We start from the raw sequence: 12,995 nt of genomic DNA on the forward strand, positions 1-12,995 counted from the left end.
TTGAGAAGTTTGGGATTGGTTAGGTTCTTTGACATCGTTAGTCTGGTTGAGTTGTACAGATGAACACTCGCCACTGGAGAATTAAGGTCAGTCTAGGTTTGTAATGGCAATAATAAGTAAGAGAAAGTTCAAATGCTGAGAAATGTGATAGAAATTAAATACTTAAAAACATTCTCATGTGTGGCGAAATGTAAAAGCTTTTCAGCTGCGGCAGAATCACTTTTCATCACACAGCCCGCCGTCTCACAACACATCAAAAAGGTAGAGGCTCATATTGGCGCAAGTATTTTTGACAGGGAAGAGGGCTTTGAATTAACCAAAGAAGGTGAGATTTTATTGAAGTATACTGAACTGAGTTTGGAACTTTATGATCAGCTTTTTGAAGAGTTAGGCAAAGCAAAGAACAGGGATCACTACAAGATTGCAGTATCTGATTCCTTTTCAACCGAACTGGTTGATGAAGTGGTAAAAGCATTCCGGATATTGAGTCATTTAGATCTGAGCCTAGTGAATTTCAGAGACCCAAAAGATATCGATGCAAATAAGTACGATATTGTTCTTGGCGTTAACTCTGAACCCTCTCGCAGTGGTCAGATGGTAAAAGTAAAGCGAACTCAATATGTGGTTTGTGAACGCTTACGAGATCCGAAGCTCATCCGAAAGAACCCAATACGTGTAGTACACTGCAGCTCTATAGAGCGTGAACAAGTCGTTAAACTATTGGAGGAGTCGGGTATTGGTATTGCCAACATCCAAAGCTGGTTTAACACAAGTAGTGCTAGGTTGATGAAAGGTGAAATGGAGGAGCCTGGCACCGTATTGGTTTGCCCTAGTTGGTGTATTCAGTCAGACAACCTATATGTTAAAAAAACATCAAATGTAATTAACTGCTATGCGTGGTGTAGTGAATCTACATTTGAAGAGCTTAGTCAGATAGGGCTAACTAATCAAATCAAAGAATTATTTGTCCGTTCAGAAGCTAGCTTGACAACAATGTGATATTTATTCAGTTTAATATCAGAAAAAACTTATATTAAGTATATTTTAAATTCCTTTAAGGCGAGCTAAAAAGTTCGCCTTTTTATTTTTGCAATTATTATTGATAAAAATATTTTATAGGATTAGAAGTATCTCTTATATGACTGGCGTCAAAAGTGAATAATATCTCACTTTTTCTCTGATCATAACGATTAGTAATATATGTATAAATAACTATTAATTGTTCTATTTATATCGTCTGATATATTCAATTCGATTAACTAATAAAAGGATTGTATAAAATGTTCAGCAACTTTAAAAAACAATTAAGAAAGTTCATCAAAGATGAGCGTGGGGTAACTGCAGTTGAGTATGCAATTATCGCAGTAGTTATTTCAGGTCTAATTTTGATTGCGTTCAATAGTGAGCTAGGCGAAGCGCTAAAAGGTGCCATTGAGCAAGTTAAAACAAATCTAGGTACTGCCAAAACTAATGGTACACCTCCACAATAATTCAAAATGGGTAGGTTAAGTATCCTACCCAATTCTAAGAAATGGACATTATGAGTAAACCTGTCTTATTCATCTTAATTTCAGCAATCCTGTTTCTTGGGTTGTTCCTCAGCAAAGATATACTTTTTGTTGAGAAACCTGTTTTAGCCTCATCAGAACCTGTCATAGAAACAGCCAAGGTTTTGAAGCTGAATAAACCAGTAACCAGAGGTAGCTTTAGAAGTACAATGGAATTCAGCTTAATTGAAGTTACAAAAGAACAGGTCCAAAGTAATGGGTTACTTACGAATGAAGACAGCATTCCCGATGGAGCATTATTCAGGGCTTCATTGGCTGAAGGCATTTATTTAAAACGCGGTCATTTTGCCTATCCAAGCGATGATGATTACGTTAATTTCACACTCACAAAAGACCACATCCCTTACTATTACACCACAGATGGTAACAGCGCTGTTGACGCAATAGGTGTTATACCAGGTGACATAGTGAGCTTTATTTCAACGACTAGCCAATATTCTAATATTCATAAGTCTGAGTACAAAGACATCGGTAATATCATTTCAGAAGTTTTAGTTCATAAGGCGAGAGTGATTAAAGTACTAAATATTAGTGAAAGTAACCAAGAGAATAGTATTGAAGTCAAAAAGAAGCAGTTAGTTATTGAATTAAAGATACGAGATATAATGAAGCTGGATATTGCCAATAAAATAGGAAAAATTAGCCTAATTCCAGCCAACATGGCTTCCCCATATTTGTCTGTTCGTAGTGTCGACATATTAGAAAAACAACATGGTGTCCGTGAACTTAGAGCAGGTGCGAACTAATGAAAATTCTGAGTTTAATGACTTTTTTGGTTGCGATAAGTTCTCCAATTATTGTGATGGGCTCTGAGCTTGTTTCCATCGATCGGGGTGCTGCAAAAACAGTTAAAACTAGCCGTACAATAGACACAGTTTTCGTGTCTGATCAGAAAGTTGCGGATTATAAAGTTATTGATGAAACCAAAATTGTTATTCATGGTGTAAGCGTAGGAACGGCAAGCCTGATTATTTTCGATCGAGGTGGGAATGAAATCTACAATTCAGAAATAATCGTAAACAAGAGTCTGCGCTTAGTTAAACAGATGCTTGTGGCGCATTTCCCAGATGAAGAAGTCAACATCACCAATGTTGGTGATCAGGTGGTACTGGATGGCACGGTACAGAGCGAAGAAATCAAAAAGAATATCTATCGCCTTGTTGGTGAGATGCTCAAAAAGAAGCCTACACGTAGTGTTTTTTCACTGTCCAAAGAAGATGCTGGGACAGATGACGATTTGGACTACACGGAATCTTTTGTTTTTGAGGGTATTATCGATAACTTAAAAGTACTTTCCACAGAACAAATCAACGTAAAACTCACCGTTGCTGAAGTATCCAGCAATTTCCTTTCAGAGCTAGGCGTCTCATACAGCAACGTCGGGCAGCCTGGTAAATACGTAAAACAAATACTGGAATTTTCAGCCGAGGACATAGTGGCCGTAATTGCAGCAAGTAAAGACGACTCTATTGGTCAGGTACTGGCAGAACCCAATCTATCTGTAATTTCTGGTGAAACAGCCAGCTTTCTGGTGGGAGGTGAACTCCCAATGGTTGTGCGAGATAGAGATGGTGTAACGATTACTTATAAGGAGTATGGCATCAAATTATCCATGGTAGGTAAAGTGACGGATTCTGAAAACATTCGGCTTACGCTGTTGCCTGAAGTGAGTTCAATTGATGCTTCCAATAGCCAAAGCAACGCTTTTTATAACATGCCGTCTTTACGAACTCGAAAGGCACAGACAACCGTGCAGTTGAAAGATGGACAAAGCTTTGTTCTGGCTGGTTTGTTGACCACGGAAGAGCGCGAAACGCTAAGCCGGGTACCCGTCTTGGGAGACATTCCAATTCTTGGTGCTTTATTTAGTCACACTAAATCTGACCGGACCAAGACCGAGCTGATCATTGTCGCTACGGTTAATTTGGTTGATCCGGTTAAAACCAACGAAATCAAATTGCCAAAATTCAAAGCCAGCAGCGACTTAGAGCGTCTGTTCAGAATTAACTTATCTGATCCTGAAGTAGAACAAACCATAAAAGCAGGAGGGTTCTGATGTTTTTAAGACTTGCTGTTGCCACTGTCCCGTTTCTAGTGGGTTGTAGTGCTCCTTTAACAACGAACCCGACTCAGGTAGATGAGTTAGAACAAGTGTATGAATTTAATGTTGTTGATAAGCACATTGCATTAAAACGTAGTATGGGCTTTATCGAAGACGTAAACAAATTCCACAAAAAATCTGAATTTGAGGTTTTCTACGATCCGCAAGAAAGTGAGTTTGTGGCAGAACTGATAGAAAACGCACGCAGAGAGGGCATTCATCGCCATAGGATTTCTGCAACCATCAAAGGTTCGGAGCAGTCCCGACAAGAATCTCAGCCCCTTTCCAACAAAGCGATTTCGATAGTGTCTCGTTATACGTTAGTTAATGACAAACACTGCCAGACACTACACATGGGGAGTGTAAGAACCTTCCGGTTTGGCTGTGCTGTTGAATACAACCGCGTCAAAAGTCTGGTGAAACCTTTGAAGGGTGTTGAATAAGAAAGATGGATTTAAATAACTTATTTAAGACCTCGGCTGCTCCTAAAAAGCAAACTTCAGAATTTGTCGATCTTCTGGTATCGGATGATGCTGATTTTATACAGTCTGTCAAAGACCTGTATGCCATTGAAGGTTTTCCAGCTCCGGTTGAAGTTCCGGATATCGATTCAGGCAAGATTCCTGAGAGTAAGAAAATCAAGCATGTGATTCTGGATTACCGGAATTCAAATAACCTGACTGATGAGATCACCGATATTACCAGTAAGCTGGATGTCGAAATTCGCATTATCGCTGTAAGCAATTCCGATTCCATTCGGTTAAAAAATCAGGTTCAGGCGTTAGGTGCGGAATATGTGTTGTGGGATGAGGATCTACAAGACCTGCTAAGCGCAGTGACGGTAACAGATCAAACTACAGGCACAAGTAACAAGTCTCGCGTTGCGAAACGTGTGTTGATCCTCTCCTGTAAAGGGGGGATTGGTCTATCTACAGTTTCATCTCTTTTAGGGTATGGACTATCCGCCGAAGCCCAATTAAAAACCTTACTGGTTGACCACGATTCTGGTGCATTTGCATCCGATATTTTTCTTGGCATGAAAGGTGTGAAACCTCGCCATAATAGTATTGAATTGAATCAACGGGACATTGATAGTGCTATAGCCCAAACTTATGTTTCCAAAGTGAGCGAGAAGTTGGACTATCTTATCCTCGAAAAGACAACGGCTTGCGTCGGAGACCACGCTTCTACCTTACACAATCTGTCACTTCAGCTAGAAAGCAATTACAACTTTATTGTTGATTCTGTACCTTTGACGTCATTTGAAGAGATTCATGACCAGGATCTGAATGATAAGTATCACCGAATTTATCTTATCTGTGACCCTTCCGTAGCCTCGCTTAGGGCTTACAACATAATCCAAAAGAAAATGGGTAAAGCGGTGCACCAGGTTCTGTTTGTTCAGAACCGCCCTGCCAAGGATTACATGGTTTCGCTGGAAAATGCCAAAGAGCGAGTTAAGCGTAAGGAAGCGTTAACCTTTGTCTACGAATCTGGATTGGAGAAGCAACTTATCCAGCAAGGAATGAAGGTGGTCATTAAAAGTAAAGTGGCTCAGCCTGTTGTTCAAATGGTGCAGGAACTGACGGGAAAGAGTATCCGCGGTCGATCCAAATTTTCACTGTTTAAGAAATAGGGCAGTGATATGAGCCAGTTTAAAAAGGTTTACATAGAACTCAGAGACGAGATATTTGATGCACTAGATGCATCCACTCTGGTTGAAATCAGTAACGAAGACTTAGAAACCCAGCTCAAAGAAACCGTAAATCTGCTGATTGATAGGCGTGGATTACAGGTCTCCAATTCACAAAGAGCAGAACTAGTAAAAGCACTTTTGGCGGAATTAAAAGGATTGGGTCCGCTACAAACCTTGCTGGATAACGATGATATATCGGACATTATGATCAATGGTCCGCATGATATTTTTATTGAAATTGGCGGCAAAGTTCAGAAATCACCCATTGAGTTTGTTAACGAAAAGCAGCTCAATACCATTGCAAAGCGCATTGCATCTAATGTAGGGCGCCGAATCGACGAATCCAAACCTCTCTGTGATGCTCGCCTTGAAGACGGAAGCCGTGTAAACATCGTGATCCCCCCATTGGCGATTGACGGCACCTCGATCTCCATCCGTAAATTCAAGCAGCACAAAATCAAATTGGAAAACCTTGTCGAATTCGGCGCTCTCTCCATCGAAATGGCGAAACTGCTTTCTATCGCAAGCCACTGTAAATGCAACATTTTGATCTCTGGTGGTACAGGTTCGGGTAAAACAACCTTGCTGAATGCCCTTTCAGGCTACATAGGGGAATCGGAGCGCATTGTTACCATTGAAGACGCGGCCGAACTGCAGTTACAACAACCACATATCGTTCGTCTGGAAACCCGTCAGGCGAGTGTGGAAGGTACCGGTGAAATAACGGCTCGTGACTTGGTTATCAACTCACTTCGTATGCGACCCGATCGCATCATTGTGGGGGAATGTCGTGGCGGCGAAGCTTTTGAAATGCTTCAGGCGATGAATACGGGGCATGATGGTTCCATGTCTACTCTGCACGCCAACACGCCACGAGATGCCATCGCACGTACAGAAAGCATGGTGATGATGGCGACAGCAAGCCTCCCTATTCAAGCCATACGCCGCACCATTGTGAGTGCGGTAGACCTGATTGTTCAGGTCAAGCGTCTTCATGATGGAAGTCGGAAAGTGCTTTACATATCTGAAGTGGTAGGGCTTGAAGGTGACAGTGTTGTGATGGAAGACATCTTCCGGTTTGAGAACAAAGGAACGCTAGAAGACGGGAAAATCGATGGAGATTTTCGCACCCCAGGTCTTTCGAAACGTTCCATTGTGTATGAACGCGCACAATTCTTTGGATTAGAAAACGTATTAGAGGAGCTGTTCTCATGATCTGGGCTTTTTTGATTTGGTGTGCTGTCGCCTTTGTATTTTGGTTGTCTCACCGAAAGAACGATAAAAAGGTCACGGCTCTGATAGAGCAGGAGAGTGAGTTCGATGGTATCGAAGGAGTGAAAACGGTCATAGACACTGACTACTTTGAAACCAGCATCCGCATACAGATTAAATTTGTGTTCAAAAAGCTAAAAAAGTTACTTGAACCGAATATTCCAAAGAAGCTGTTTCTGTTCTTTGCCATCAGTGGTGCACTGATATTTGTGGTCAACATGTTTTTGTTTAATCAGGATATTTTAGTGTGTCTTGCAATTGGACAACCCATCCTCTTTGTCGTGTTTCTTTTTAAGCTTTCAGATATTCAGGAAGAGAAGTTCAAAAACGATTTCCCTGATGCTTTGAATATTCTGTCGGGTGCCATCGCAGCAGGACAGAGCATCATCCACGCCTTTGAGTATGTCGGCGAAAAGCTCGACAACGATGTGGGAAAAGAATTTAAGTACATGGCCGAAAGATTGCTGATAGGGGAAGACCCAGACGATGTACTTTCGCGTAGTGCGTCAACTTTTCCCTATGTTGAATACTTCTTTTTCATTTCTACGATCCGGATCAACCTAAGCCGAGGCGGGCAGCTAAAGGATGTAATAACTAAAATCAACCGCATCATGTTTGATGCTCGAGCTCTAGAGAAAAAGAAAAATGCAATGACGTCAGAAGCGCGTTCCTCAGCAAAAATAGTGGCGTGCTTACCTGTCATCTTTTTGCTGATTCTTCGTTTTACCAGCCCGGAAAACTATAATTTTGTGATGTTTGAAGAGGGCGGGAAGCCCATTTTTTACTACGTATTATTCAGTGAGTTAATCGGCTTCTTTTGTATTTCCATGATACTGAGGAGCGTGAACTAATGACTACCTCAACTCATTTGTATCTGGCGATAGCATTTCTGGCTTCCATGCTGGTTGCATGGTTCTTGATTCGAATCTGGGATTCGCTTATTGCTAAGTTTTACACCAGTCAGATTATTGGTTCCACTAAAGAAGAAAAGCGTCAGATGGAATTGATGACCAAGGTTGTAGACGCATTTAGCTTTAACCATGAAGAAAACCGACAAAAACTCATTGCTGCAGGGATATACAACGAGTTTGTTGCGAAGAGCTACTACCTATTTAAATTCATCCCTTTCCTCTTGGTGTTCTTAAGCACTTTATACGGCTTTTTCACAGGTGATCTCGAGTTCGCAGAATTTTTTATGCTTTCTGGAATCGCCTTGGTGATCTTTTTGATAGGACCAGATACCTACGTAGCGGCTAGGGCAAAGAAAAACGTCAAACACATTAGCGCTCGTCTGCCATTTCTGCTTGATCTCATGAATGTATGTGTTCACACCGGTATGACCATTGAGTCCAGCCTTGAATTCCTCAGTAAAGAAATCGCAACGGTAGATGAAAATCTGGCTTATGTTCTGCGCAGAACAACAGAGCGCTCTCGCTTGGTTGGACTAGAAAAAGCATTAGCAGAGTTCTATGAGACGGTGCCAACAACCGAAGCCCAGAGCTTTGTAATGACTTTGACTCAAAGCCTTCAATATGGCTCCTCTGTTGGTCCCGTGCTTGCCACTCTGGCTACGGATATTCGAGAAATCAATATGATGGAGCTAGAAGAAAAAATCGGAAAAATGGGTGCGAAAATGTCTATCCCACTGATCGTTTTCATCATGGTGCCCATTGTGGTGCTGATCGCTGCGCCTGGAATCGTAAGGATGTTTACTAATGGCTAGTTATAAATACGTATTACTCATGGTTTTGCTTTTGGGGGGGTGTGCCTCGACCAACAACGAATTGGATACCAAAGAAGACTTGCTGTTAAGAGCTAACGATAAAACGCAATTGGTAGAGTTTTATAAGTCCAATTTAAAAGAGAATGATGAGTACAAAATAAAGTTGGTGAACCTGTACATTGATCTGAAAGACACGTCATCGGCAGAGCTTTATCTCAATACTTTCAGTGAATCCGAAAAAGACGAGCCCGAGATTATTCTTGCGGACGCCAAAATTGCTTACCTAAAACGGAACTATGCCCGAAGTGAGTTGTTATTGGAGACATACCTGAAGGAAGGTGGCGACAAATACCAGCACCATATATTGATGGGGCAAATTAAAGCTCAACAACGTCAGTTTGGATTAGCCATTGATTACTTCGAACAGAGCCGAAAGCTAGGGGCTTCAGACAGGGAAGCGAAAAACAGCATTGCTGTCGTTCATCTAATGCAAGGTCGGTATCAGGAAGCGATGGTATCTCTTTACGATCTTTACCTCGACCAACCAAATGATGAGAAAGTGCGCTCTAACCTGATACTGGCGTCGGTGAATGCCAGTCGACCAGATATTGCTTTGGATGCACTACGAGAAAAATACCCAGAAGAGGAAGCGCGTAGGCAGTTGAAAAAGCTAATGAAATCAGTAAAGAAAAAACCAAATCCCTTGCTCGCACGCGCACATTCTACCCCCATGCAGCCAGTCGCTGTGAACCATCAAATGAAGGCGGAGGACAACGCTTTGTATAAGCCACATAGCCAATTGCAATCTGCGGTGGTCGCTGTAGACAGAGCAGGAAACCATCAGTCGGTAGCGGGTAAAGTCGTATTTAACCCTGATAGTCTAAAGCCAAAAACGCCTTCGATATATCGCATTCAAGTGCTTGCCACCTATAAAGCGATCTCAAGCGAATACTTGAACTACTTACGTGATAATTACGGAACGGTTTACGCGTATTCTCACAACCTTTGGAAACGATACTGCATTGGTGAATTCGATTCTGTCGAAGAAGCTAAAGCTTATCTGGATCGAATCCAAATCAAAGGGGCGTTTGTGGTGGACTACACCAAAAATCGCCATATAGAGCTGTGACGAGCATTTTATGAAACCGTCTGTTTTTAAAGGCAATCTTTCAAAGCAACGAGGTGTCGTTGCAATTGAAGCTGCAATTGGTTTTCCAATTCTTATCTTGATGATTTTAACCTGGATAGAGTTGTGCTTGATGGCTTTTGCTATGGCAATTTCTGATCACGCTATCACAAGAGCAGTTGCAGATACTAAAAAGTTGGGGCGTGCTGACAGTATCGCAACCATAAACTATGACCGCGCCATTCGATCTGCTATACGCCATAGTGGAGGAATCATCATTCCCGCAGTAGTTGAGGAAGGTTCCATTGAATCTAATATTTACTACATCGAGAGCTATCGAGCTTTAGTTAGGTGCAGTAACTCTGCACAAGATTTCCGCAACTGCTCAGGAGTGTCCAATGAGCCTCAAAACAAAGCACTGGCGTTGTATGAAGTCGCTTTCACTTATTCTCCATTGTTTAACTTTTTGTTACCCAATATTGAAATGAGACGAGAAGTGATGGCCATTCAAGAGTATGAGCGATGCACTTTCAAATTAGGAGGGCAACCTTGTGCGTAACAAACAACGAGGTGCGTTTTCCGTCGAATTAGCTTTGATACTTGCATTTGTGGCGAGCTTTTTTGCTCTTCAAGTAAATTTTGTTATTGCGACTTCGAATAAAGGGCAAATGGATAGGCTCGCTTATTCATTGGTGTCAGTTTTGTCTGAGCGAAGAGAATTGTTTCGCGATGAAGGGAATATTTGTCAACTTCCTAAAGACTGCGAAGAACTGGTCGAGGAATTCTACGATATTGGTCTGTCTGCAATGAGACGGATGTCTAATGTCTTTGATTCAGACCGGTTTGGTATTCGAATTGAAGAGCTAATTATTTACCCTGGCGGCAAAATCAATTGGGTGCGACAAAGAGGTTACGTCGGTTGCAATTTCGTCCCTTTAGACAATGTTCCTGAAATCATCCCAACAACCTCCCGGAACAGAAAACTTCCCGTCTATCAAGTGTCTCTATGCTATAGAACACCATTTAATATTCTGGGAGCAACCAGAGGAGAGCTCGTCAATGTGGTCTCTTCTGCCTTCTCATTCGCAAGGATTTAATTATGGTTCCATCCTTAAGCAGATGTTCAATGCAAAAGCAAAAAGGAGCCGCATTTATCGCGTTTGTTTACTGCGTTCCTTTTATGATTGGTACTCTGGTTCTGGCCATGCAGTCTACTCAACAGCTTCATACTCACGCAAAGCTTGGTGAGGCTGCCGAGGTGGCAAGTCTTGGATTGATTTCATCATCGACGGGTAACAACGAGCCCGATTTGGAGCTGGCAGAAAAAATCGTCAACCACTATATGCCAACAAATAAAGGTAAAGTGGACATTTCGATTAAGGATACCCGTTGCGATTACGATGATGGCTGTGTTCAGGAAGCCGGAGAGCTCTCCCCATTCGCAGACTTCTTAGTTACGGCGACCACAAAGCACGACTCGTGGATAAGCTTTAGCCAGTTCAATATGGAGCCTGAGTTTGAAGTATCGAGTCAATCCACCAGCCGGAAATACCTCCCTAAGCCAGTCGATATTTATTTTGTGGTCGACTTCAGTGGTTCAATGAACAACCCGTTTTCGCACAGCGTCGTTCAGGATAACAAACTCCAAATAGTAAAAAATACGATAGATCGAATCTTGGAAGACCTTGAAAATTTCAACCGTTTTAACAGTCATAAAAGTCGTGTTGCGTTGATTGGCTATAACAATTTCAATTACCAGAGAGTCAATGGAAGGCGAGTAGCGTACGACCAAGTTTTATCCGACCGTGTAGCTCATTCTATTCATTGGCGCAATGCAAAGAAGAGACCGCTAAGCTCATTCCCCCAAAAAGTGGCAGATCTGATAAAAAGAAAAATCCCACCTTTACCGCTATTTAACGATATAGATCTTACATTTGATTACGATGCTTTTACCCAAGAGCTTAGTACTTTCCAAGCTGGTGGAGGGACGAATTCATGGCAAGGTTTGTTAAGAACTGCGGAACTTGCCAACAGCCAGGATGAATACAACCCCCACCAAGTGATCATTGTCTTGTCTGATGGTGAAGACACATCTAGACCTTGGAGGATTTGGAGTCCTGATGGGACAGGTCGCACAGAACGTATCCTAAAAGAATTCACCAAGTACGGGCTTTGCGACCGTATGGTGGAAGACCTGGAAAACAAGAAAGACCGATTCGGAGAACCAATTAGCGTCACATTTGGCGTTATTGGTATCGATTTTCAGATGAATCGGTCAAAGAACGGCTTCTTTGATTGTGTGGGAGAAGACAACGTTTTGCACGCTTCAAGTGGTATCGACGTCTACAAGCATATTTTAAACCTGTTGAATGAAGAGACAGGTCGATTAAAAGGCAATGGAATATAACGATGAAAACACTAACCTTTATCCTCCTTTTGGTATTTTGCGGTAACGCTGCAGCCAATTGTCTGGCTCAGGAAAATACCTATTTAAAAACAACACGAGTTTTGGCGCAGAACCACTTTGGTACACAAACTAGCGGACGCCTTCTTAGCCATCACATCACTCAGGCGGAAACCCCCGCTCTTATCAATGAAGAGACTGAGAAAGAACAGTTTTCAGTCAGCAAGGAGTGTATTTACGACAGGGTATCGCAAACTTTGGTGCTGAATTATGAGTTTGACAAAGACAAGCTTAGCGACGACCACAAACACATTTTGCTCGACTACATGAATCTATTGGACAAAAGTGTCTCGATAGCGGTGGAAGGGCATGCCGATGAGGTTGGAACGGAAGCGTATAATGCGGCATTGTCGCAACGCCGAGCTTCAAACGTTTCCAAGTTTCTTAAGAAAACGTTTGGAAATGACAAGCAGGTGATTGAAAGGGCGTATGGTGAAACCGCCCCCATCTGTGAACAGTTGGAAAACAAGCTAAAGGGGTGCAATCGACGGGTAGTACTCACCGTTCAAAGCTAGAAAAAGTTGATCCAGATAAAAGAGAAGGGCGCTGAACGAGCGCCCTTCTCTATGAGTCTTATACCGATTGTGTCATTGGAATTGCTATTCTGCGTCTTCTTCCAGAATCTCAATGACTTCTGAAGAAGAGCGTTCGTGACCAATCAGGAACAGGGCAAGAAATGCCTCTGCTTTCATGCTGGTGTCGCCTTCTTCTTCTAAAATAGTTCTGATTTTGTCTCTCAACATTGAGATTTCATGTTCAACAAATCCGCGACCTTCTTCATCTCCACCCTGATCAGCGGGCTGTTGATCGAAATGAAGAAACAGAAAATCCTCGTTCAGCTTTGTTGTTAGCAAACGTTCTGGCAACCACTCTTCTCCCGTCACAACGTGAGGATCGTTGTTATCGGAGAATTTACTTAATATTTGCAATAATTCAGATACTTTCACAATGATTCGTTATACTGTACGCCTCTACTTAGTGTAGCGGCTAATTTGCGGGAATCTTAAAGTAATTTCACTGATTTTACTACGAATGTTGACATTTG

15 protein-coding genes are annotated in these 12,995 nt (G+C 42.1%); 14 read left to right on the forward strand and 1 reads right to left on the reverse strand.

Annotated elements, in window-relative coordinates; translation table 11 throughout:
* Positions 1 to 132: 132 nt before the first annotated feature.
* From QMG91_RS07590 to QMG91_RS07655, 14 genes are all read left to right on the forward strand, one after another.
* Complete coding sequence (locus QMG91_RS07590; RefSeq protein WP_022550873.1) at positions 133 to 999, forward strand: LysR family transcriptional regulator; 867 nt, start codon at positions 133 to 135, stop codon at positions 997 to 999.
* 281 nt (positions 1,000 to 1,280) lie between these two features.
* A complete protein-coding gene (locus tag QMG91_RS07595) occupies positions 1,281 to 1,490 on the forward strand; it encodes a Flp family type IVb pilin (RefSeq protein ID WP_045961049.1) in 210 nt (69 codons plus the stop codon).
* 50 nt (positions 1,491 to 1,540) lie between these two features.
* Entirely contained in the window at positions 1,541 to 2,314 is a 774-nt protein-coding gene (locus QMG91_RS07600; RefSeq protein ID WP_281830046.1) for a hypothetical protein, read from the forward strand.
* Positions 2,314 to 3,624, forward strand: a complete 1,311-nt coding sequence (locus QMG91_RS07605) for a type II and III secretion system protein family protein (RefSeq protein ID WP_409351255.1) — start codon at positions 2,314 to 2,316, stop codon at positions 3,622 to 3,624. Before QMG91_RS07600 ends, QMG91_RS07605 begins: the two co-directional genes overlap by 1 nt.
* Positions 3,624 to 4,112 carry a hypothetical protein gene (locus QMG91_RS07610; protein WP_281830048.1) on the forward strand — a complete coding sequence of 163 codons (489 nt, stop codon included), beginning with the start codon at positions 3,624 to 3,626 and terminating at the stop codon, positions 4,110 to 4,112. Before QMG91_RS07605 ends, QMG91_RS07610 begins: the two co-directional genes overlap by 1 nt.
* A gap of 5 nt (positions 4,113 to 4,117) precedes the next feature.
* Positions 4,118 to 5,305, forward strand: coding sequence for an AAA family ATPase (locus QMG91_RS07615; RefSeq protein WP_281830050.1), 1,188 nt, complete (start codon positions 4,118 to 4,120; stop codon positions 5,303 to 5,305).
* Positions 5,306 to 5,314: 9 nt separating this feature from the next.
* Positions 5,315 to 6,580: a CpaF family protein gene (locus tag QMG91_RS07620; RefSeq protein ID WP_281830052.1), complete on the forward strand. Its 1,266-nt coding sequence runs from the start codon at positions 5,315 to 5,317 to the stop codon at positions 6,578 to 6,580.
* The gene (locus tag QMG91_RS07625; protein WP_281830054.1) at positions 6,577 to 7,488 is read left to right on the forward strand and encodes a type II secretion system F family protein; all 912 of its coding nucleotides are present in this window, start codon (positions 6,577 to 6,579) and stop codon (positions 7,486 to 7,488) included. Before QMG91_RS07620 ends, QMG91_RS07625 begins: the two co-directional genes overlap by 4 nt.
* Positions 7,488 to 8,360, forward strand: a complete 873-nt coding sequence (locus tag QMG91_RS07630) for a type II secretion system F family protein (RefSeq protein WP_281830056.1) — start codon at positions 7,488 to 7,490, stop codon at positions 8,358 to 8,360. Before QMG91_RS07625 ends, QMG91_RS07630 begins: the two co-directional genes overlap by 1 nt.
* Positions 8,353 to 9,489, forward strand: a complete 1,137-nt coding sequence (locus QMG91_RS07635) for a tetratricopeptide repeat protein (protein ID WP_281830058.1) — start codon at positions 8,353 to 8,355, stop codon at positions 9,487 to 9,489. Before QMG91_RS07630 ends, QMG91_RS07635 begins: the two co-directional genes overlap by 8 nt.
* 10 nt (positions 9,490 to 9,499) lie before the next feature.
* A complete protein-coding gene (locus tag QMG91_RS07640) occupies positions 9,500 to 10,045 on the forward strand; it encodes a TadE/TadG family type IV pilus assembly protein (RefSeq protein WP_281830060.1) in 546 nt (181 codons plus the stop codon).
* Positions 10,038 to 10,583 carry a tight adherence pilus pseudopilin TadF gene (gene tadF, locus QMG91_RS07645; RefSeq protein ID WP_281830062.1) on the forward strand — a complete coding sequence of 182 codons (546 nt, stop codon included), beginning with the start codon at positions 10,038 to 10,040 and terminating at the stop codon, positions 10,581 to 10,583. The genes QMG91_RS07640 and tadF overlap by 8 nt, the downstream gene beginning before the upstream one ends.
* Before the next feature lie 29 nt (positions 10,584 to 10,612).
* Positions 10,613 to 11,893 carry a vWA domain-containing protein gene (locus QMG91_RS07650; RefSeq protein WP_281830064.1) on the forward strand — a complete coding sequence of 427 codons (1,281 nt, stop codon included), beginning with the start codon at positions 10,613 to 10,615 and terminating at the stop codon, positions 11,891 to 11,893.
* A 2-nt stretch (positions 11,894 to 11,895) separates the two neighbouring features.
* On the forward strand, positions 11,896 to 12,465 hold the full coding sequence (locus QMG91_RS07655; protein ID WP_281830066.1) for an OmpA family protein: 570 nt from the start codon (positions 11,896 to 11,898) through the stop codon (positions 12,463 to 12,465).
* A gap of 84 nt (positions 12,466 to 12,549) precedes the next feature.
* On the opposite strand, the gene QMG91_RS07660 is transcribed toward QMG91_RS07655, so the two are convergent.
* Complete coding sequence (locus QMG91_RS07660; protein WP_004406872.1) at positions 12,550 to 12,897, reverse strand: VC1380 family protein; 348 nt, start codon at positions 12,895 to 12,897, stop codon at positions 12,550 to 12,552.
* Positions 12,898 to 12,995: the final 98 nt, after the last annotated feature.

Source organism: Vibrio nigripulchritudo (genome assembly GCF_027924785.1).
GTDB classification, from domain to species: domain Bacteria; phylum Pseudomonadota; class Gammaproteobacteria; order Enterobacterales; family Vibrionaceae; genus Vibrio; species Vibrio nigripulchritudo.

Bases quoted from the DNA above. Each gene is read 5' to 3' on its own strand.
- QMG91_RS07590 (WP_022550873.1), top strand. From the start codon at position 133: ATGCTGAGAAATGTGATAGAAATTAAATACTTAAAAACATTCTCATGT.
- QMG91_RS07595 (WP_045961049.1), top strand. From the start codon at position 1,281: ATGTTCAGCAACTTTAAAAAACAATTAAGAAAGTTCATCAAAGATGAG.
- QMG91_RS07600 (WP_281830046.1), top strand. From the start codon at position 1,541: ATGAGTAAACCTGTCTTATTCATCTTAATTTCAGCAATCCTGTTTCTT.
- QMG91_RS07605 (WP_409351255.1), top strand. From the start codon at position 2,314: ATGAAAATTCTGAGTTTAATGACTTTTTTGGTTGCGATAAGTTCTCCA.
- QMG91_RS07610 (WP_281830048.1), top strand. From the start codon at position 3,624: ATGTTTTTAAGACTTGCTGTTGCCACTGTCCCGTTTCTAGTGGGTTGT.
- QMG91_RS07615 (WP_281830050.1), top strand. From the start codon at position 4,118: ATGGATTTAAATAACTTATTTAAGACCTCGGCTGCTCCTAAAAAGCAA.
- QMG91_RS07620 (WP_281830052.1), top strand. From the start codon at position 5,315: ATGAGCCAGTTTAAAAAGGTTTACATAGAACTCAGAGACGAGATATTT.
- QMG91_RS07625 (WP_281830054.1), top strand. From the start codon at position 6,577: ATGATCTGGGCTTTTTTGATTTGGTGTGCTGTCGCCTTTGTATTTTGG.
- QMG91_RS07630 (WP_281830056.1), top strand. From the start codon at position 7,488: ATGACTACCTCAACTCATTTGTATCTGGCGATAGCATTTCTGGCTTCC.
- QMG91_RS07635 (WP_281830058.1), top strand. From the start codon at position 8,353: ATGGCTAGTTATAAATACGTATTACTCATGGTTTTGCTTTTGGGGGGG.
- QMG91_RS07640 (WP_281830060.1), top strand. From the start codon at position 9,500: ATGAAACCGTCTGTTTTTAAAGGCAATCTTTCAAAGCAACGAGGTGTC.
- QMG91_RS07650 (WP_281830064.1), top strand. From the start codon at position 10,613: ATGCAAAAGCAAAAAGGAGCCGCATTTATCGCGTTTGTTTACTGCGTT.
- QMG91_RS07655 (WP_281830066.1), top strand. From the start codon at position 11,896: ATGAAAACACTAACCTTTATCCTCCTTTTGGTATTTTGCGGTAACGCT.